Origin of the sequence: Acinetobacter sp. RRD8 (assembly GCF_031844225.1) — a bacterium.
Classification (GTDB): domain Bacteria; phylum Pseudomonadota; class Gammaproteobacteria; order Pseudomonadales; family Moraxellaceae; genus Acinetobacter.
Genome location: NZ_JAUZUU010000020.1, coordinates 13,831 through 33,284, shown reverse-complemented (window position 1 = coordinate 33,284; position 19,454 = coordinate 13,831). Strand labels below are relative to the sequence as shown.

At 38.4% G+C, this 19,454-nt stretch carries 16 protein-coding genes and 4 pseudogenes; 10 read left to right on the top strand and 10 right to left on the bottom strand.

Annotation, left to right across the window (positions count from 1 at the left end):
* The first annotated feature begins 2 nt into the window (after nucleotides 1–2).
* A complete protein-coding gene (locus tag Q9R24_RS13310) occupies nucleotides 3–434 on the top strand; it encodes a PPC domain-containing protein (protein WP_253102531.1) in 432 nt (143 codons plus the stop codon).
* 127 nt (nucleotides 435–561) lie between these two features.
* Here the strand turns inward: Q9R24_RS13310 and Q9R24_RS13305 are convergent.
* The 7 genes and pseudogenes from Q9R24_RS13305 to Q9R24_RS13275 all read right to left on the bottom strand — a co-directional run bounded on the left by Q9R24_RS13305 (nucleotide 562) and on the right by Q9R24_RS13275 (nucleotide 6,478).
* A protein-coding gene (locus tag Q9R24_RS13305) for an IS3 family transposase (RefSeq protein ID WP_100358110.1) occupies nucleotides 562–1,709 on the bottom strand; the annotation gives its coding sequence in 2 pieces (ribosomal slippage) (nucleotides 562–1,463 and nucleotides 1,463–1,709; 1,149 coding nt in all).
* A 287-nt stretch (nucleotides 1,710–1,996) separates the two neighbouring features.
* On the bottom strand, nucleotides 1,997–2,347 hold the full coding sequence (locus Q9R24_RS13300) for a hypothetical protein (RefSeq protein WP_184413766.1): 351 nt from the start codon (nucleotides 2,345–2,347) through the stop codon (nucleotides 1,997–1,999).
* Nucleotides 2,348–2,497: 150 nt separating this feature from the next.
* Nucleotides 2,498–2,997 (bottom strand): annotated as a pseudogene (locus Q9R24_RS13295) (IS3 family transposase); the annotation flags it as partial.
* A 377-nt stretch (nucleotides 2,998–3,374) separates the two neighbouring features.
* Nucleotides 3,375–3,677: a putative quinol monooxygenase gene (locus Q9R24_RS13290; protein WP_000920558.1), complete on the bottom strand. Its 303-nt coding sequence runs from the start codon at nucleotides 3,675–3,677 to the stop codon at nucleotides 3,375–3,377.
* Nucleotides 3,678–4,009: 332 nt separating this feature from the next.
* Nucleotides 4,010–4,840, bottom strand: a complete 831-nt coding sequence (gene fghA, locus Q9R24_RS13285; RefSeq protein ID WP_311204673.1) for an S-formylglutathione hydrolase — start codon at nucleotides 4,838–4,840, stop codon at nucleotides 4,010–4,012.
* Between the two features lie 228 nt (nucleotides 4,841–5,068).
* On the bottom strand, nucleotides 5,069–6,181 hold the full coding sequence (locus Q9R24_RS13280; RefSeq protein ID WP_000842149.1) for an S-(hydroxymethyl)glutathione dehydrogenase/class III alcohol dehydrogenase: 1,113 nt from the start codon (nucleotides 6,179–6,181) through the stop codon (nucleotides 5,069–5,071).
* 21 nt (nucleotides 6,182–6,202) lie between these two features.
* Nucleotides 6,203–6,478, bottom strand: a complete 276-nt coding sequence (locus tag Q9R24_RS13275; RefSeq protein WP_005105873.1) for a metal/formaldehyde-sensitive transcriptional repressor — start codon at nucleotides 6,476–6,478, stop codon at nucleotides 6,203–6,205.
* 467 nt (nucleotides 6,479–6,945) lie between these two features.
* On the opposite strand from Q9R24_RS13275, the gene Q9R24_RS13270 reads away from it, so the two are divergent.
* Both Q9R24_RS13270 and Q9R24_RS13265 read left to right on the top strand, forming a co-directional pair.
* Nucleotides 6,946–7,941 carry a zinc-dependent alcohol dehydrogenase family protein gene (locus Q9R24_RS13270; RefSeq protein WP_311204674.1) on the top strand — a complete coding sequence of 332 codons (996 nt, stop codon included), beginning with the start codon at nucleotides 6,946–6,948 and terminating at the stop codon, nucleotides 7,939–7,941.
* A complete protein-coding gene (locus Q9R24_RS13265) occupies nucleotides 7,931–8,947 on the top strand; it encodes a zinc-dependent alcohol dehydrogenase family protein (protein ID WP_311204675.1) in 1,017 nt (338 codons plus the stop codon). The genes Q9R24_RS13270 and Q9R24_RS13265 overlap by 11 nt, the downstream gene beginning before the upstream one ends.
* 14 nt (nucleotides 8,948–8,961) lie before the next feature.
* Here the strand turns inward: Q9R24_RS13265 and Q9R24_RS13260 are convergent, their stop codons facing one another.
* A complete protein-coding gene (locus Q9R24_RS13260) occupies nucleotides 8,962–9,861 on the bottom strand; it encodes a LysR family transcriptional regulator (protein WP_025467887.1) in 900 nt (299 codons plus the stop codon).
* A 135-nt stretch (nucleotides 9,862–9,996) separates the two neighbouring features.
* On the opposite strand from Q9R24_RS13260, the gene Q9R24_RS13255 reads away from it, so the two are divergent.
* The 7 genes and pseudogenes from Q9R24_RS13255 (at nucleotide 9,997) to Q9R24_RS13225 (ending at nucleotide 15,793) form a co-directional block, all read left to right on the top strand.
* Nucleotides 9,997–10,737 carry an SDR family oxidoreductase gene (locus Q9R24_RS13255; RefSeq protein WP_311204676.1) on the top strand — a complete coding sequence of 247 codons (741 nt, stop codon included), beginning with the start codon at nucleotides 9,997–9,999 and terminating at the stop codon, nucleotides 10,735–10,737.
* A 71-nt stretch (nucleotides 10,738–10,808) separates the two neighbouring features.
* The gene (locus Q9R24_RS13250; protein ID WP_311204677.1) at nucleotides 10,809–11,807 is read left to right on the top strand and encodes a zinc-binding alcohol dehydrogenase family protein; all 999 of its coding nucleotides are present in this window, start codon (nucleotides 10,809–10,811) and stop codon (nucleotides 11,805–11,807) included.
* Between the two features lie 20 nt (nucleotides 11,808–11,827).
* A complete protein-coding gene (locus Q9R24_RS13245; protein ID WP_005206902.1) occupies nucleotides 11,828–12,112 on the top strand; it encodes a putative quinol monooxygenase in 285 nt (94 codons plus the stop codon).
* Nucleotides 12,113–12,295: 183 nt separating this feature from the next.
* A pseudogene (locus Q9R24_RS13240) lies at nucleotides 12,296–12,574 on the top strand (integrase core domain-containing protein); the annotation flags it as partial.
* A gap of 31 nt (nucleotides 12,575–12,605) precedes the next feature.
* Nucleotides 12,606–13,553: pseudogene (locus tag Q9R24_RS13235) on the top strand (ISNCY family transposase); the annotation flags it as partial.
* A gap of 272 nt (nucleotides 13,554–13,825) precedes the next feature.
* Nucleotides 13,826–14,848, top strand: coding sequence for a hypothetical protein (locus tag Q9R24_RS13230; RefSeq protein WP_180087568.1), 1,023 nt, complete (start codon nucleotides 13,826–13,828; stop codon nucleotides 14,846–14,848).
* Nucleotides 14,849–15,088: 240 nt separating this feature from the next.
* A complete protein-coding gene (locus tag Q9R24_RS13225) occupies nucleotides 15,089–15,793 on the top strand; it encodes an IS6-like element IS1007 family transposase (RefSeq protein ID WP_001067793.1) in 705 nt (234 codons plus the stop codon).
* Between the two features lie 48 nt (nucleotides 15,794–15,841).
* Here the strand turns inward: Q9R24_RS13225 and Q9R24_RS13220 are convergent.
* Together Q9R24_RS13220 and Q9R24_RS13210 are read right to left on the bottom strand one after the other, a co-directional pair.
* A pseudogene (locus Q9R24_RS13220) lies at nucleotides 15,842–16,666 on the bottom strand (IS3 family transposase); the annotation flags it as partial.
* A gap of 479 nt (nucleotides 16,667–17,145) precedes the next feature.
* On the bottom strand, nucleotides 17,146–19,452 hold the full coding sequence (locus Q9R24_RS13210) for a dynamin family protein (RefSeq protein WP_311204678.1): 2,307 nt from the start codon (nucleotides 19,450–19,452) through the stop codon (nucleotides 17,146–17,148).
* Nucleotides 19,453–19,454 lie beyond the last annotated feature (2 nt).

Here is a 19,454-nt window from a genome sequence, read left to right as displayed (position 1 = left end):
TTATGGAAATAGCGAATACGAAATTACTAGCTGGCGCTTTGATAGCCCTAACTTTAACTATAGTTAGCCCTGTCGTACTTGCAAATGATAACAATGATATACGAAAGACTATTGTAGTTAAGTTTGCTAAAAAAGCTCACCCTGCAAATTATTACGGAAGGATAGATGGATACAAGTATGATTCCTACAAATTTTATGCTAAAAAAGGGCAAAAGTTAAAAGTGAAGTTGACTGGAGGAAATGTTGAAGCTTACTTATGGGGTAATCAATTAAAAGACTCCATCAATCTTGGAGAATATTCTCCAGAGCTTGATGATAAGGGTATTTATATTTTACCTGCTTCAGGTGAGTATGAAATTAGAGTATTACAACCTAGATCACAGGCAAGAAAAGATAAAAAACCTCAATACTGGATGAGTATTAACATTAAATAAAGACTTGCTAGATTTTTTTAAGCTTTTATACCAGGGTTCAAAAACTATTGCCAGTTAAACGGGGCGTGATTTTTACATATATGTTTTTATATTAATAAAAATGATATAGTGAATAGCCACCAAAATTCTAGACACACATAACCATCTTTTGATGGGCCTTTTCATAATCTAATGGAGAACGCTGACCATTGGAACCATGTCTGCGTTTTGAGTTATAGAACATCTCTATATATTCAAAGATATCCGACCTTGCTTCAGTTCTTGTCACATAGATTTTCTTCTTGATCCTCTCTCGCTTTAACAGCTGAAAGAAGCTCTCAGCAACAGCATTATCATGGCAGTTTCCACGCCGGCTCATACTGCTTTCAAGGTTGTGATGCTTGAGAAATGTCTGCCATTCATGACTGGTGTATTGGCTACCTTGATCAGAATGAATCAGGACTTTGTTCTTTGGGCTTCTTCGCCACAAAGCCATCAGTAGAGCATCTAAAACCAGATCTGTTGTGATTCTCGACTTCATAGACCAGCCAACGACTAGCCGTGAGAATAGGTCGATTACTACTGCAAGATACAGCCATCCTTCATGAGTGCGAATATAAGTGATGTCAGTCACCCACAACTGGTTGGGCTGGGTGGGGTTAAACTGTCTGTCTAAAGTATTTCGAGCCACAATCGATGGAGTACTAACATTAGCTCTAGGTTTGCGATAGCCACGCTGTGACTTGAGACCATTCGCCTTCATGAGTCGATGTACTCGATTGATACCGCAACTTTCGCCAACGTCTTTCAAATCACAATGAATCTTGCGATAACCGTAGACTCCGCCAGATTCCAACCAGAACTGTTTAATTAATCCTGAAAGCTGTTGCCGCTTCCTCGCAGTTATACTGGTAGGTTTCTTTAACCAGGCGTAATAACCACTGTGATGAACATCTAACGTTGAACATAAACGACGAACAGACCATATATGTTGGTTGTCCCGAATAAAGGCGTACCTCATTTGGACTGGCTTGCGAAGTACACCGCGGCCTTTTTTAATATGTCCCTTTCTTCAGTGACCCTTTGCAGCTCTTTTTTTAATTTCGCTAATTCTGTAGTTGGATCACTAGATTCTGTTGTCTTGGGCTGCTGTGGATCATAACGTTTGATCCAAGCATACAGACTATGTGTAGTGGTTCCTAAACGTGTAGCAACTTCAGCCACACTATGACCTTTCTCAGTGACTTGTTTTACTGCTTCAATTTTGAATTCTTCAGGGTATCGTTTACTGCTCATAAGCACCTCGTTAATTAGCCATTTTATCTAACTAAAAGGTGTCTACAAAATCGGTGGCTATTCATTGTTGAATTTCTCTGTTCATAGACACCCATTATATTGAAGTGATGTCTATGAATCACACAGATTATCATAAGGCTTTTGAAACTGTCGCACCTCATGTTTGAATTCACCCATTAACAGAGTGCGAATTAGTCCTTGATCATGTTTGACCACATTTCAAGGAATAGTGTCCAACTTTCGGTATACAGATTATGGTGTGGGGTTCTCTTAAAGTTTAAACCTTATTATTTTACTTCAGTAATGCTGATTGGCTGGTCTTTTACAAATTCAACAACCCCTTCACCACGTTTAAAGTGAATTGAAACTCCATTATTATTAGCTAAACGAATACCACTACCAGCAACTGTTTGCTTTAAACGATATACCACGCCTGAGTTATCAGTCATTAAAGCAGTTTCAAAGTTATCCGATGATTTCAGAAAAATTAATAAACCATTCGGACCAGAAAATTTAAGGACCTGCGTATCAGCTGAAGTATTGCTTGTAGCCTTATCTTGTAAAGTTTCAGTCTTTGGACTCGAAGTACACCCAGTCATTGCTAAAACTAACAAAGTTAAACTTAAAAAATATTTCATTTAACTACCTTTTTCATCTGTAAATCATAGGTGTATTTATACTAATTGTTATAATTTAACAATAAAACAGATATTACTTTTTTTTACACAAAAAAGCCATAAATCGCATTTTGAACCGTACCGGATTTATCGGAGATTTTTTTATTTAAGTTAGGCCACCTGACCTAACGGGTTAATCTTATCATAGTACATTGCTTCAAACTCAAAAGGCGATACATAACCCAGTGCACTGTGTACATGCTTTTTATTAAACCAATCTACCCAATTTAATGTCGCAAGTTGTACATCTGCTAAACTTTGCCAATCTGCTTTTAAATATTCAATCATCTCTGTTTTGTATAAGCCATTCACTGTTTCAGCCAAAGCATTATCGTATGAGTCCCCGTTGTACCGATTGATGCTCGTAAATTTGCTGCTTCTAAACGATTGGTATAGCGAATGGAAAGGTATTGAACACCTCTATGGGAATGATGAATTACATTCTTTGGCATACCTCGATCATGCAAAGCTTGTTCTAATGCATCAAGCACCATATCTGTATTCATACGTGTTGATACTTTCCATCCAACAATTGCTCGTGAAAACACATCAATAATAAAGGCGGTATAGACCCAGCCTGAATTTGTTTGAATATACGTAAAGTCACTCACCTGAGATACCGTCTTGGTAGTCAATCAATAATTGAACCGCTCTATCTCTGATTTCAGGGGTATATTTTACTTTTTTCATCGGAACACTACGCTTCGCTACGTCGTGCGAAGCAATGCTTCTCATCTCAGGAAAGTTGGTCTCCAACAAACCCGGTACGGTTCAGTAAATTAGATAGATTGGTTCAATATAAAGCATGTACATAGCTGCATTCGTTTATTTACCCTGTTTTGGATATTGACCCATGTAAATGATGAGATTAAGCCATTAAATAAAGTAGCCCAACTTGAATAAAAAGCCTCTGACAAACCTCACAGGGTTGAAGTGCTGCCTTTCATTCAAAATTTCAGGCAGTACATTTATACATTTAAGCGTCGGTTTAAGCTGGTAGTTTACTCGCCAAAACATCTACTTTTTCAATAGACGGTGGCTCTGAAAATAGCTCTTCGGCCTGAGCCATCAACGCAGCTGCAACCTTGCCAGATAAATGTGCTTGGCGACCCGCCTCATCAGGAAATGCATCAAAAATACCAAATGTTGTAGGTCCAAGACGTAAGCCAAACCACGCAACTGTCGCAGGTTCTTCCATTACAATAGGTAAACCGGCTTTAAGGAAAGCTTCCACTTCGTCTTCTTTACCCGGTTTAGCTTCAAGACGGACATATAAAGCTGTTTTAAGCATGACTAAAACTCCACAATTGATTAGAATTCAAACTGATTCTGTCATTGCTAATGTATGCATGTCAGAAAGTTTTGTTGTATAAAAGTTAAAAAACATCCCATAGCTGAGCCAAAATTTAGGTTTTTATTTCGACATAATGCTATGAATTTATTCAAGTTAATATCATTAACATTTGAATCAAAAAATCAAGATATGAGATGATTAAATTCAATCTTAGTTATATAAGGATCAATTGACTCTACCTTAGATTTATAAGCTGACCTCTTCATCTGGAAGTTATATTGCTCAAGAAGCATTCAAGAACAACATGCACATCTTCATATCTATGAAAGTTATTTAGCTAGGAATTTGCTGTGAAACTCTATATGTTTCTCTATAAAGCTCGCAATGAAGTAATAGCTATGGTCATACCCTTCTCTTAGGTTAAGTGTAAGAGGATATTCTTGTTCCAAACAAATATCACTAAGAAGCTTAGGTCTTAACTGTTCTTCAAGAAAATCATCAGCTGTTCCCTGATCGACTAAAATAGGTAAATGAACTTCATCGTTTTTGATTAATTCAATCGCATCATAGCTTTTCCATAAAGTTTCGGTTTCACCTAGGTAGTGTGTAAAAGCCTTTTTCCCCCAAGGTACTTGGCTAGGTGCAACAATTGGTGCAAAAGCAGAAATACTTTTATACAGCTCAGGGTTTTTTAAACCAATTACTAATGCACCATGACCACCCATGCTATGCCACATAATGCTTTGGACTTGGTTGGTCGGAAAATTCAGGTCAATCAGATTTCTGAGCTCTTCCACAATATAATCATACATTTTGAAATGCTGTGACCAGGGTGCTTGTGTTGCATTCACATAGAATCCTGCGCCTTGGCCTAAATCATAATCTGCATGATCTGGTACATCCTCTCCACGTGGGCTGGTATCTGGTGCAACAATAATGACTTTATGTTCAGCCGCATACTTTTGTGCTCCGGCTTTAGTAATAAAGTTCTGTTCGTTGCAAGTCAGTCCTGATAACCAATATAAAACTGGCAACCGCTCATCTTTGTCATGAGGTGGCAGATATATTGAGAATTTCATTGAACAGTTTAATGCTGTTGACTGATGGCGATACACTTCTTGCGATCCACCAAAAGAAGCATGTTTCTCAATTATTTCCATAATCAATTACCTATGTTGAGCAAGACTTCATGAGAAATCGAGTAAACAAAGAGTTTGACATTCTCCACAGAGAATACTGATAAAGATTTAAAATGTAGGCAGGTTTGTTGAACCTATACATGATGGATACATAGATAGATCTGTTTTACAGATGATGTGCCGTTTTAGAGGATTCCATGCATGTCAATCATGATTCACATGCATGGAAAAGTATAAGGTCTGACGGAATTATTCGTAATGAATTACAGTACGAATTGACTTACCTTCATGCATTAGATCAAAGGCTTCATTGATCTGATCCAAGCCCATGGTGTGTGTCACAAATGGTTCTAATTGAATTTTACCTTTCATGGCATCTTCAACCATTCCTGGAAGTTGCGTACGACCTTTTACCCCACCAAAGGCAGAACCTAGCCATTTACGACCAGTAACCAGTTGGAATGGACGAGTAGAGATTTCTTGACCTGCGCCAGCTACACCAATAATTACGGATTGTCCCCAGCCACGGTGTGCACTTTCAAGGGCTGCACGCATCACATTCACGTTACCAATACACTCAAATGAATGATCTACACCCCAGCCAGTCATTTCGACAATGACTTGCTGGATTGGTTTATCGTAATCTTTAGGGTTCAAGAAGTCCGTTGCACCAAACTCTTTTGCCAGCGCAAATTTATCTGGATTCATGTCAACCACAATAATACGTCCTGCTTTAGCTTGACGTGCGGCTTGTACGACTGCCAAACCAATACCACCTAAACCAAAGACCGCAACACTATCACCTTCTTGTACTTTAGCCGTGTTGTGTACTGCACCGATACCTGTTGTTACACCACAACCCAGTAAGCAGACATGTTCGTGATTGGCTTCAGGATTGATTTTAGCCAATGATACTTCTGCCACTACAGTGTATTCACTGAACGTTGAGCAGCCCATATAGTGGTAAATCGGTTGACCATTGTAGGAAAAACGAGTGGTACCATCTGGCATTACGCCTCTACCTTGAGTTTCGCGAACGGAAATACACAAGTTCGATTTTCCAGATTTACAGAATACGCACTCGCCACATTCAGCAGTGTAAAGTGGAATTACATGATCACCTGGTTTGACGCTAGTCACGCCTTCACCAACCTCAACTACAACACCAGCACCTTCATGCCCGAGAATAGCCGGAAAAACACCTTCAGGATCATCGCCAGACAAAGTAAATGCATCTGTATGACACACACCGGTATGGGAGATCTTGATTAATACTTCACCTTTCTTCGGTGGTGCAACATCAACCTCAACAATTTGAAGAGGTTGACCAGGACCAAACGCAACAGCAGCACGTGACTTCATGGAATAACTCCTTATACATATCTATTTTAAATATGATTTTAGAATCTTGGCGATTTCAGCCAGTTCTTCTTTTCGTTGTTGTTCTGTGGTTTCACCTGATACTAAAGTGTCCTTTAAATGAACCTCCAACATTTCATTCATTAAACCATTAATAGCACCACGCACAGAGCATATTTGTTGCAGAATTGCACCACATTCCACATTATCTTCTAACGCTTTTTCAATCGCTTGCGTCTGACCTTTGATCTTTCTGACGCGTAGAAGAATCTTTTTTTTGTCGTCAACCTGATTAGGCATCAGACCTCCTTATTTGCTAGCATTTATACTATAGTACCCCATAGTATAAAAAAAGCAATATTTTTTATAAATCGAAAATCAAAAAGATCTTTAGCGAAAATTTTCTATCCCTGTTTTTAGTTTTTTTTAAATTAACATCATAGAGCTTATGCGAAAGTCACAAAAAAATGGGGCTTTTAGCTCCCATTTTTTATTTTGGCTCATGTTCTTTGTAATGCTGTGACCTTTTAGAATTATGTTTCAAATTTTAGCCACTTTGTAGATATTTTGAACGTTTCAAGCCTTGAAAATACTACCGACAGTTTAGATTAAATTGCCTTTACAGACTGTACTAGAATATTTTTAGTGAGCGAATGATATTTATTATTCATTATTTAGGAATTATTAAATCCTATAAATATCATTTATTGGATTATTTTAATTTGGTACTGTGCATATCATCCCCTAGTTAAAAATAAGCAACAATTATGAATAAGATGATGAATGCTCTTATCCTAGAAAATTTTGGTGATCATGAATTTAAACGTGTAGAACTCCCTATACCTCAACCAGAGGCTGGGCAAGTTGTAGTACGTATTCATGCTAGTGGTGTGAACCCTATTGATTATAAAATTCGTATTGGTGAAGCACCATATGCTATGCCAGAGCTTCCTGCCGTGTTGGGAACAGATATGGCTGGGGTTGTAACTGCTATTGGTGAAGGTGTCACTCACTTCAACGTCGGAGATGAAGTTTACGGTCTGATAGGTGGCGTTCGTGGTCTTCAAGGATCTTTAGCAGAATATGTTGTAGCAGATGCCGATCTGATCGCATTAAAGCCACGGAATATCTCTATGCGCGAGGCAGCAGTACTACCATTGACGTTCCTCACCGCTTGGGAAGGTTTAGTGGATAATGCGAAGGTCCAACCAGGGCAAACTGTACTGGTTCAGGGTGGTGCTGGTGGCGTTGGTTATATGGTGGTTCAGCTTGCAAAAGCACTTGATGCAAATGTTTGGGCGACTGGTCGTACAGCTGATCAATCACTGATTTCAGAACTCGGTGCAACACCTCTCGATTACACAACAGCATCTTCCGATGACATTATTGCTGCAAGCCCTGAGGGTCAAGGTTTTAACATTGTTTACGACACTGTGGGTGGTCCAGTACTCGAAGCTTCACTTTCCATGACAACTCACTATGGCCACATTACCAGCTGTGCTGCATTTGGTAATCATAATTTAGCGAGTTCATCTCTACGGTGTGCCACACTGTCTGGCGTATTCGTCCTAATGCCGATGTTAACAGGCAATCGCCGTGCTCATCATGGTGATATCCTTAAGATCGCGACTCGTCTTGTTGAGGAAGGTAAACTGCGTCCTATTGTTGATCCTCGTCATTTTACTCTAGACCAAGCGATTGAGGCTCATGATGCTGTTCAAGATCGCTCTGCCAATATTAAGGTCGTGATTGATGTCATTTAACGCACTTCAGGCCAAGACTTGGCGCTTCAATAGTATTGGAGATACAGACGTTCTGACATTAGAAACACTTCCTGTGGCTTTACCAGCCGCAGGAGAAGTTCTAATCCAGATGAAAACGATCGGACTCAACCGGGCTGATGTAATGTTTCGGCGTGGTACTTATATTCAAAAGGCAGTATTTCCTTCTCGTCTGGGATATGAGGGAGCAGGCATAGTTCTTGCGATAGGTGAAGGTGTACGCCAATTTTCTCCAGGAGATGCAGTATCGATTCTTCCGACTGACAATCTAGCCAAATATGGGACATATGCGGACAAGCTCCTGATTCCAGAAACTTTTTTAGTTCACAAACCCGATAGTTTAAGCTGGGAAGAAGCTTCTTCAATCTGGATGCAGTATTTGACGGCTTGGGGTGGTGTAATCCATGCTGGTGGAGTTTCGAAAGGAAAAACGATCTTGATCACAGCAGCTTCAAGTAGCGTAGGACTAGCTGCGATACAGATAGCTGAAGCAGCGGGAGCTAAGGTCATTGCAAGTACACAGACGATAGAGAAAAAGCAACGTTTAGTGGATCTCGGTGTTAAAAATGTTATAGCCACTGAAGATGAACCAGATTTGTATGAGGCGCTTGTATTACGTTTAGGTGGAGAACATCTTGATGTCGCCTTCGATGCTGTAGGAGGGCCTCATATTGAACAGATTGCAAAAGCGATGTCTGTAGGAGGAACGATGGTTATGCATGGTACACTTAGCCCTGAGATCACACCATTTCCGCTTAAAGTTGCATTACGCAAGAGCTTAACCATGCGAGGTTTTTTGTTCCTTGAGGTTCTGCATGACCCTGTTCTAAGGGAGCAAGCCAGACGATTTATTCTTAGCAGTATAGGTGCAGGATATCTTCGTCCAGTGATCGACCGTTGCTTTAACTTTGAGGACATGCATGACGCTCAGCGCTATCTTGAATCAAATCAGCAAATAGGAAAAATTGTAGTTACTCTAGATACGTGATGGTCTTATCTGATTCAGGTTTCTATACGGCCCAGCACTTCCGCTAAGTAATCAAACAATGCTCGGATTCGCAAAGGTGTCGGGCCCCGCTGTGGACGATATAAATACAGGCGCCAAACGGGAGAGGTTTCCTCATGAAGTATCTGAATGAGCTTACCACTCCTAAGCCACGGCAAAACTAGAAATCCAGGCATGTGTCCGAATCCGACTCCAGCGAGAATAGCTTGAAATTCAGCTTCAAGATCATCTGTAATAAAACGGGGATTTGATGGCGTAAAGCTTCGACTTTCGGTGAATGTCCATGGCCAGTAACGCCCTGTTTTATGATCGACTAGTGCTGTTAGAGGGTATTTATCAAGATCAATAATTTTTTTAGGCATTCCAACCTTATCAATTAACTCTGGCGTACCCACAGAATAAAAGTTCACTTTAGCCAATTCCCTTGCCACATATCGATTGTCCGGCAAAAATCCAAATCTGATCCCGATATCTATCCGCTCATCGATCACATCCGAGTGTGAATCTGTTAGCACACAATCCACGACAATATCTGGATAACGTGTGGCAAATTCTGCTAGTGCGGGTACTACCAATTTGCGCCCTAACACAGACGACACAGTAAGACGGACAGTCCCTCGCATTTCATCTCGTTTTTCCTTGGTGTCTTTTACAAACAAAGCATCGATCGATCCCACCGCAAAACGTGCTTGCTTTGCCAGACGCTCACCATCAGCGGTAATTTTAATTTGTCGAGTACTCCTGTAGAACAGAATCTCTCCGCGCTGCTCTTCTAGCTCTTTTATTGCCCGTGTCACTAGCTGCGGGGAAATACCCAGCTGAGTTGCTGCCTCTTTAAAATTTCGAGACTCTGCTGCGACACAAAAGATACGCATCATTTCCAATTTGTTCTGCATGTCCAATCCTGTGTTCTGGTAATTATTCCGTAAATAGGAATTCTGAAAGATAATATTATTCATTTATTATACCTAACAAGGCTGTAATACTTAATCCATCAAATATGATTGACAGATAAGTTGAAGGTTACTTGTATGAATAATATAGAAAATAAAGTTATTGTTATCACTGGTGCAAGTAGTGGTTTAGGTGAGGCTACTGCTCGCTTACTTGCTAAAAAAGGTGCAAAGGTTGTACTTGGTGCTAGACGTACTGAAAAATTACAGGCTATTGTTCACGACATTCGTGCTGAAGGTGGTCAAGCTGAATTTATTGGTATGGATATAACCAAACCACATGAAGTACAAGCACTTATTGAAAAGGCATTAAGCGCATTTGGTCAAATCGATGTATTGGTAAACAATGCTGGATTAATGTCTATTGCACCATTAAGTGAGCTAAAAGTTGATGAATGGGATCGTATGATCGACATTAATATTAAAGGTGTTCTTTATGGTATAGCAGCTACCCTACCTGTTTTCCAAAAACAAAACTTTGGACACTTTATTAATCTCGCATCTGTTGCAGGGATAAAAGTATTTAGTCCAGGAGGTACTGTTTATAGCGGTACTAAGTTTGCTGTAAGAGCCATCTCTGAAGGACTTCGTCATGAAGTTGGCGCAACAATTAGAACGACGACTATTGAGCCTGGTGCAGTTGAGTCAGAACTAAAATTCGGTTCTTCTCATAAAGAAAGTTCAGAGTTTGTTACGGATTTCTACAAACAAGCCATACCAGCTGACTCAGTCGCTCGTGCAATTGCTTATGCAATTGAACAGCCTGCGGATGTAGATATTAATGAAATTGTTTTACGCCCAACGAGCCAAGAGTTTTAATGATTGAATAACAAAAAATGGGAGCACCTCGCTCCCATTTTTACTATATTTTTAAAGTTAAGGACAAATCTATGAAAGCCGTATCGTATGTTATAAATAACCATGATGATTTTAAAAATTCATTGGTAGATATTGAAAAAGCGAAGCCTACGCTTAAGGAGCGGGATGTACTGGTAAAAGTTCAGGCAATCTCTGTGAATCCAGTGGATACCAAAGTGAGAAAAAATTCGTCTGAAGCAAATAATCGTATTTTAGGTTGGGATGCCGTTGGTGAAATTATTGAAATTGGCTCAAAAGTTACCTCGTTTAAAGTAGGAGATTCTGTTTGGTATGCTGGCGATTTAACCCGAGATGGTAGTAATGCTGAGTTTCAAGCAGTCGATGAACGAATTATCAGTCTTAAACCCATTACAGTATCTAATGCAGAAGCAGCAGCATTGCCATTAACTGCAATAACGGCATGGGAAATGCTGTTTGATCGGTTTCAAATTTCAGAAACAGATGTTGGCAGTATTCTGATTATTGGTGGTGCAGGCGGTGTAGGATCAATCGCTATCCAACTCCTAAAAGCAAAAACAAATCTGACCGTTATAGCAACAGCTTCACGCGAAGAAACGAAATCTTGGGTGGAATCACTGGGTGCCGACCATGTCATTGATCATAGCAAAGATTTAAATGCACAAATCGAGACACTAGGCATTGCAAAACCAAAATACGTATTCTCTACAAATCATACAGAAACATATATCCAGCAAATAGTTTCTCTGATTGCACCACAAGGCAAGCTTGGATTGATCGATGATCCACAAACATTTGATATTATGCCGTTTAAGACTAAATCTATTTCTATCCATTGGGAGTTAATGTTCACTCGTTCAATGTATGAAACCGATGATATTGAAAAGCAAGGTAATCTATTGCAACAGGTTGCCCAATTAGTTGACCAGCAAAAAATTAGAAGTACTCTCAACCAAAATCTAGGAAAAATTAACGCTGCAAACTTGGAGAAGGCGCATAAGTTGCTTGAATCAGGTAAGTCAAAAGGCAAAATTGTACTAGAAAACTTCTAAAACAAATTAAAGGTGAAATAATGACTATTTCAGTAATTGCGAACTTTAAGGCAAAATCAGATCAAAAAGAGAGGTTAGAAGCGCTTTTACAAAGTGTAATAGAGCCTACGCTTCAAGAAGAAGGATGCTTGAAATATGAGCTTTATATTAGCGAAAATGACTCGAGTAGATATTTCTTCTTAGAAGAATGGCGTAGCAGGGAGGATTTAGATATCCATATAGCGTCTGATTATATTCAAAGTTTATTTGGTAATATCCAATCGCTAATTGAATCAAGTGATATTGTAGAAATCAAAAAAATATAGCTGTATTCGGACGTTATGATGAAGTATTCTTCAAATTAACATAGGGACTTAGAAAGCTAACAAAAAATGGGAGCTATAAGCTCCTATTTTTTAAGATTTTTTAATTTTTTAGTAGTAACTTAGGCTTCAGCAAATTATGCCCCTGAGGGGAGCCACCCATACCCTGCATTTTGACAACAATGTCATCGTTTAGAGGCAGCAAATTTACGAGCATCAGTCGGTACGACTGGTGATTCATATGATATTGCTTTGGCTGAAACGGTGAATGGCTTATACAAAACAGAGGTGATTGAATATTTAAAAGCAGATTGGCAAGGTTTAGCAGATGTACAACTTGCGACATTAAATTGGGTAGATTGGTTCAACAAAAAGCGTGTACACGGTGCACTGGGTTATGTATCGCCTTTTGATTTTGAAGCAATGTACTATGATAAGATTAACCCGTTAGGTCAGGTGGCCTAACTTCAATAAAAAGTCTCCGACAAACCCGGTACGGTTCACACGTTATAACCGGGATTGCTTCGGTGAGCTAATCCAGATTGATGGCTCATATCATGACTGGTTCGAAGGACGCGCTGCTAAGTGCTGCTTGCTGGTTTATATCGATGATGCCACTGGAAAGCTGTTGCATCTGCGCTTCTGTGAGGCGGAAACGACCTTCGACTATATGCTTTCAACCCGAGCCTACATTGAACAATACGGTAAGCCGTTGGCCTTTTATAGCGATAAACATTCGGTTTTCCGAGTGAACCAGAAATCGAGCCAGGACAGCAAAATCACGCAATTTGGCCGGATTCTGAATGAGTTGAAGATAGATATTATCTTTGCCAACTCACCACAGGCCAAAGGTCGCGTAGAACGCGCGAATAGAACCCTTCAAGACCGGTTGATCAAGGAGATGCGTCTGGAAGGCATCAGTTCAATTGCCAAAGCCAATGCCTGGCTACCCTGCTTTATTGAGCAGTTCAACCAGAAGTTTGCCAAGTGTGCGAGAAATTCCAAGAACTTGCATCGCCCTTTAACAGAGTCTGATGTTGAACTAGATGATATTTTTACCTGGCAGGAACCGCGTAAGGTTACCAAGAATCTGACCCTGACGTATGACAAATATATTTATCTGCTTGAACCGACAGAGCTGAATCATAAGCTTGTTGGGCAATACATTTCATTTCTGGAGTATCCGGATGGCACTGTGGCCCTCATGCATGAGGGACGAAAGCTCAACTACAGCATCTTCAATAAACTGGCTGGACTGCAGCAGAATGAAGTGGTTGAGAATAAAAGATTAGGTTCAGTCCTGGCACATATCCAGCAACAGCATGAAGCATTGGAAAAACAGAATAAACGTTCCCGTGCCAAGAAAAGTATGCCAAGTCGTAAAGCTCAGAAAGTTGTTATTGAACAAAGAAATTTAAATCCTGTGCTTGACTCTTGTAGTTAAAAACAGGACATTTTAAATGGTTTATCGCATAGACATTTTAATTGGGGAATAACAGTTTTTCCAAAAAATAGAGATCATTTGAGAATATTTTGATGTATTTTCTAATACCTACATTGATTCTTTTCTTATTAAAAAATAAGATGAGCTTGATTGAAAATGACACTGCTGAAGTAGCTTATGTATTTGGGATTCTTGTGAATATAAAATAATGTTCCAAATTACTAAAGAAACCGAAGCATTAAGTACTTTAAATAATTTGAGTTTTTAAACAAATGATGATTAAAAAATTAACCTTCCTGATTAGCTCGGCACTTTTACTAACAGCATGTGGAGGTTCAAGTTCTAAAGTAAATCAAAATAATGACAGCAATAATGCTACTTCTACACCACCTACTTTACCTTTAGATGGTTCACCATCGAACACAACTGTTCATACTTTAGAGTTTCCTATTGCTGAATATAAAATCAAAGCAGTAGATGTTGGGTTGAAGGACCATATTTTTTCTCTTATAGAAAATTACAAGACTACTTTAAATAATAAAATTAATGAAAATACACAGACATTGTATCAACAAAACATCCAATATGATCCAGCTTGGCAATTTCGTAAAGAATATGTGCTGACTAAAAATAAAATCTATTACTCAGCCAATAGCCAACATCCTCAATATCTGGTTTCAAATTCAAATGGAAAAATTATTACAACTTTTGATAGTGAAACTCCTGAATTTAAGTCTACTCTTACCTTTAAAAATATTTCATTAAATAATAGCCCCCTAAATTCTGCTTATGTCACTACTGAACTGTTAAAGAATCCTGGAGAATCTCTCAAAAATGATAAAAATTGGTTAAACCTTTCTAATCAAATTAAAAATATCTCTGGCTCATTTCCAAAAGATTCCGTTTGCCATCAATATTTGACTCAGCAATACAACCAACCAAATATAAGTTTTAGCGAGTTTGATGACTTTACAAATAAGACTATCGCTGAATGGATAGCAGAACAAAAAGCATCTGATAACAATCCGATAGTAGAAACATGGGCTAGCTATCAGGTTGCATATATTCCGGAGTCTCAACAATATAATTTTTATCATGGCGAAGGCTATCGCGGTAAAGCGGTTATTCTTAAAAATGGTAAATTATATGAAGGTAATTATGATGCAGGTGCTGTTTATGAACTCAAGGATGAATATGATAACCCAACTCAATTCAACCTCGGAATTTGCAATGCCTACAATAAAATAGCCTCAGATACTTTAAAGATAGCATTATTAGGCCTAGTAAAGAACTAATTGCCAATTTTTGAATGAAATGAATAGCCTAACTAAGTATCAAAGTAAAAATGTAGAGCCTGTAAATTAGAGTAGCTGAAAATACAATATTTAATTGGAGTAAAACTTATTAATCTTTTAGACACCTTTTTAGGTGTCTTTTTATGAATAGCCACCGATTTTGTAGACACCTTTTAGGGCACTGTTGCAAATAGGCTGACATGATAAGCTAAATATCTTATTTATTTCGAGATACAGCAGATGAATCCCTTCCACGGTCGGCACTTTCAAGGTGAAATCATTCTTTGGGCTGTTCGTTGGTATTGTAAATATGGCATCAGCTATCGTGAACTTCAGGAAATGCTCGCTGAACGTGGAGTGAATGTTGATCACACCACAATTTATCGCTGGGTTCAGCGTTATGCTCCAGAAATGGAAAAACGTTTACGTTGGTATTGGCGTAATCCTACAGATCGACATTTATGGCATCTGGATGAAACTTACGTAAAAGTGAATGGCAAATGGGCATATCTATACCGTGCAGTTGACCAACGTGGCCATACTCTTGATTTCTATCTTTCTGCTAGACGAAATACCCATTCAGCTTATTGTTTTCTTGGTAAGATTTTGAATCATGTCAAAAAATGGCAGATTCCACGAGTCATAAACACTGATAAGGCTCATACCTATGGCCGTGCTTTGTCGCGACTAAAACAGGAAGGAAAGTGTCCTGAAGACCTGGACCATCGACAGATTAAATACAAGAATAACGTGATTGAATGTGATCATGGCAAGCTCAAACGGATCATCAAGGCTACGTTGGGATTCAAGTCTATGAAAACGGCTTATGCCACAATTAAAGGAATTGAGGTTATGCGTGCTCTACGCAAAGGACAAGCTTCATTATTTTATAACGGTAATATTCTAGGAGAAGTTTGGCTAGTAAATAGAGTTTTCGGTCTCTAAGCTTTTTTGAAGGGAAAATCATTGACTCAGATCCCTATTTGCAACAGTGCCATATTTTTCAATAGCTTCATTTAATGTTTCTATACAAAATGCAACCTCCATACTAATCGATACGCCATGGGCAAGCACCTTACGGCTGTGCCAATCAATCACAGCACATAAGTAGACAAAGCCTTTTGCCATAGGGATATACGTTATATCCGTTGCCCACACTTGATTACTCCGTTGAATATTCAATCCTTTGAGCAGATATGGATATTTACGATGAGCTTGATTGGCCTGACTTAGATTGGGTTTACGATATAGCGCATTAATGCCCATTTTCTTCATTAAAGTACGTGTATGACGTCGTCCTATATGATGTCCTTGACGGTTCAATAAATCACGCATCATACGGCTACCTGCAAAAGGGTATTGCATATGTAATTCATCAATACAGCGCATCAGCTTCAGATCTGATGCACTCACAGGTTTTGGGCGATAGTAATAACAACCACGGGAGACCTTCAGTAGCTTAGCTTGCTTAGATACTGAAATCTGAAGTGAGTCATCGATTAACTTTTGTGGTTGAAGCGGCCCAGTTTCTTCAACACACCTTCTAAAAAAATCAATTTCTAATGCCTGCTCACCGATTTTTGCATGTAGTTTTTTTAGATCAATGGGCGGTTCTGCTGGAGCTTTTGATTGATCGAAGGCTTGCGAGGAAGCTGAAAGCAATTGATTTTTCCAGTCGATAATTTGGTTTTGATGAACATCAAATTCAGCACTCAATTCAACAAGTGTTTTTTCTGCTTTAATCGCAGCAAGTGCTACCTTAGCTTTAAAATCATTTGAATGATTTCTTCTTGGTCTACGTGCCATAAAATACTCCATATATCGATGTTTATAACATCATTTGGGGAGCAAAATATCACTTATAGGAGTTGTTCAAATTTACGGAGCCATCTCTATGGATGGCTTTCGGGAAAAATGAGGCTTTGATTAAATTGGTTCCTAAAGCTGTATTAGTGGGATTTAAACCATATCAGGTTGCATTGGGTATTTAATTAGACCGATCTGTTCTTGATCACTAATTCCAGATGCAATAATTGCATTCAAAATCATTTATCAAATCAATTCAATAAATACATCTGAATGAGACATACTTGCCTACTATGCATGATAGTAAGTTTTTTGATCATGGTAGATCAGGGTTTCAACAGGAAAATTAAGGAAAATCGGATTACGATGAAGCAAAATTAAAGTTTCCGATCATCTCCTATTGCTACCAAATAAAAGAGGATCGGATAAACTCAAATCAATCGCTACAATGAATTTTATACACAAAAATTAAGTAGCTTTCAGAATCAAATCTAAGCTAGTACAGATAATTGTTTCTTAAATAAATCTAAATCCCGTAAATTGCTTTCCTTTTCCTTAATATCCAGCATCATACTTTCAAGATTTTGTTGAATTTCATTAATAATACGATCCACCAAGACTTGTTGAAGATCGTCAAAATACTCCTGAATATCCTGCTGTGTCCCCTCAGCTAACTGCATAATATGTTCAGAAAGCTGCAGAACGGAATTTTTATGCGCTTTTTTGAGCGAATGGATTTGTTCATTTGTCACATGACCTAAACCAAAATTAGATACCAAACGATCTGTAATTTCATCTGTATCAACATCTAGTGTAGGTGGTGTAAATTGAGAAAGACATTCGCTGACCTGAACTTTGAAAAAATCCAGATCAAAATCAGGATCACTGGTGTCAAATAAATTGATGGCTGCTAGCGTTACTTGCTTACGTATTGTCGATATATCAACAATTTCTGTTAATTTCATTTGTAATGCAGAAATTGAATTTTGTGCAAATAACTCCAACTGTTCAATACTATCTTGAACTCGAGCATAGGGAGTGACGATGATTTTTTCGCGATGTCCATACCCACCTAAGCCAAACTCTCGAGCAAGTTCAGCCCAAAATCCTTCTTTTTCAAACTTTTCAAACTCAACTCTTTTCTCTTCCAAAGTCTCAATATTCAAAAATTGGTATTGCTCGACCTTTAATTGTTGAATAAGCACATTGAGTTTAGTCTTGATCTTTAAGGATTCATCATGAATCACCAAATCAATTTTAGACTTACCACGTTGAAGATGATATTCAGTCGCTTGTTTCTGTTTTAATAAGCTTTCAATACTATTTTTTTCTAACAATCTTATCTTTTGTTCAATTTGTTTACCTAATTCTAATCGAATCGCTTTCACCCTTTGAACAAGTGCGTTTTCTAAATTTTCTAATTTAGCCTGCAATAATTCATTTTTTCTTAGCTTTTGTTGTTTAAGCAATCCATGAAGCTTTTGTAAGTTAGAAAATTCTCTCAGCTGATTTGCTTCAAATACAAACTGAGTATCATGACATAGCGCATCATACTGTTCTTGTAACTCATCATTCAGTTTTGGCAACCCTTCTGCAATACGCCATGATAATGCAGAGATTAACTCTGGCTTAGTTTGATTGATGACATTTAGTAAAGATTTTGAGGCAGGATCTAAATCAGGATTATTCAAATGTTGAGAAATTTGTGTCTCTGCCATTTGCTGAACTTTTAAATCAAGCAATTGCATCATTGCAGCAATCGTTGCTTGTGAACGCACCTCAATAGGATATTTTTGTGCCACTAACTGTGCTTTGACCAAAATATCCCGATCCATACGAAACACTAAGTCACGCTGTGAACCAATCAAATAAACTGCCTTATTATCAATACCAGCGGAAGTTAATTGTTCTCGTAGTAACTTTAAATCAGCAACCGTCAGGAATTGATTAATAATGGACAATAAAAAAACAACATCACATTGACCTAAGAATTCCCGTGTTTGTTGCCCACGAGAAATCACAGGATCATTAAAACCAGGCGTATCGTAGACTTCAATTCCTTGCAAACGTTGATCATTAATGTATATAGAAAACATTTTTGTGATAGCCGTATATTCCCCCTGGCTACCTACATAATTTTTAAGCTGCTCAGCCAAATCCTCTAAACTTTCAGCATGGATACGTTTTTTAGTACCTAAATAATCGCGAAGATTTAAATTTTTGGCCATCTGAACCAGTTCATGACTAGAGCGTAACTCAGGACTAATTTTGCTTTCGATGATTATGGAGGAAGTTTGAACTGTAGGTTTTGCGGATGAGTTTAATTTACGCATGTGCCCAAATAAGCCCTTCGGTGCCTGTTCTTGCTGTTCAGTATTTAACTCTTGTTCGATTTTTTCATATTGTGTTTGATATGCGTCCGCTGATTGTTCTATGCCTTTCCAATCACCAACACTATAAAACTCAATTTCTGCATAAGGTTGTTCAGCATAACCTAATTTAGTCAATGCCGCTGTCATCGGAGTAGCGGCTTTAGGTAATACATCAATAGGAAATAATAAAGCATTTAAAAATGATGACTTGCCAGCCTTCATTTGCCCAACGACCGCAATTTTTAAATTACGACCTTCTTTTTGTGTAGCTTCAACATTGATGTAATAATTTTTCCTTAAACTTTTGAGTTCCGATAAATAACGCTCGGTATCATTTGAAAATAGAAGATTTTGATGCTTTTCAAGAACACTTTGTAAGTGAGCAATCGAGGTTTCAATATTTGGTACATGCACGAAGTTATTCAATT

What these genes read in the sequence shown, in the direction of transcription:
- Q9R24_RS13275 (WP_005105873.1), bottom strand. Translation starts at nt 6,478, where the DNA reads ATGCCTAATCAGGTTGACGACAAAAAAAAGATTCTTCTACGCGTCAGA.
- Q9R24_RS13245 (WP_005206902.1), top strand. Translation starts at nt 11,828, where the DNA reads ATGACTATTTCAGTAATTGCGAACTTTAAGGCAAAATCAGATCAAAAA.
- Q9R24_RS13300 (WP_184413766.1), bottom strand. Translation starts at nt 2,347, where the DNA reads ATGAAATATTTTTTAAGTTTAACTTTGTTAGTTTTAGCAATGACTGGG.
- Q9R24_RS13225 (WP_001067793.1), top strand. Translation starts at nt 15,089, where the DNA reads ATGAATCCCTTCCACGGTCGGCACTTTCAAGGTGAAATCATTCTTTGG.
- Q9R24_RS13270 (WP_311204674.1), top strand. Translation starts at nt 6,946, where the DNA reads ATGAATAAGATGATGAATGCTCTTATCCTAGAAAATTTTGGTGATCAT.
- Q9R24_RS13290 (WP_000920558.1), bottom strand. Translation starts at nt 3,677, where the DNA reads ATGCTTAAAACAGCTTTATATGTCCGTCTTGAAGCTAAACCGGGTAAA.
- Q9R24_RS13260 (WP_025467887.1), bottom strand. Translation starts at nt 9,861, where the DNA reads ATGCAGAACAAATTGGAAATGATGCGTATCTTTTGTGTCGCAGCAGAG.
- Q9R24_RS13280 (WP_000842149.1), bottom strand. Translation starts at nt 6,181, where the DNA reads ATGAAGTCACGTGCTGCTGTTGCGTTTGGTCCTGGTCAACCTCTTCAA.
- Q9R24_RS13255 (WP_311204676.1), top strand. Translation starts at nt 9,997, where the DNA reads ATGAATAATATAGAAAATAAAGTTATTGTTATCACTGGTGCAAGTAGT.
- Q9R24_RS13250 (WP_311204677.1), top strand. Translation starts at nt 10,809, where the DNA reads ATGAAAGCCGTATCGTATGTTATAAATAACCATGATGATTTTAAAAAT.
- Q9R24_RS13265 (WP_311204675.1), top strand. Translation starts at nt 7,931, where the DNA reads ATGTCATTTAACGCACTTCAGGCCAAGACTTGGCGCTTCAATAGTATT.
- Q9R24_RS13310 (WP_253102531.1), top strand. Translation starts at nt 3, where the DNA reads ATGGAAATAGCGAATACGAAATTACTAGCTGGCGCTTTGATAGCCCTA.
- fghA (WP_311204673.1), bottom strand. Translation starts at nt 4,840, where the DNA reads ATGGAAATAATTGAGAAACATGCTTCTTTTGGTGGATCGCAAGAAGTG.
- Q9R24_RS13230 (WP_180087568.1), top strand. Translation starts at nt 13,826, where the DNA reads ATGATGATTAAAAAATTAACCTTCCTGATTAGCTCGGCACTTTTACTA.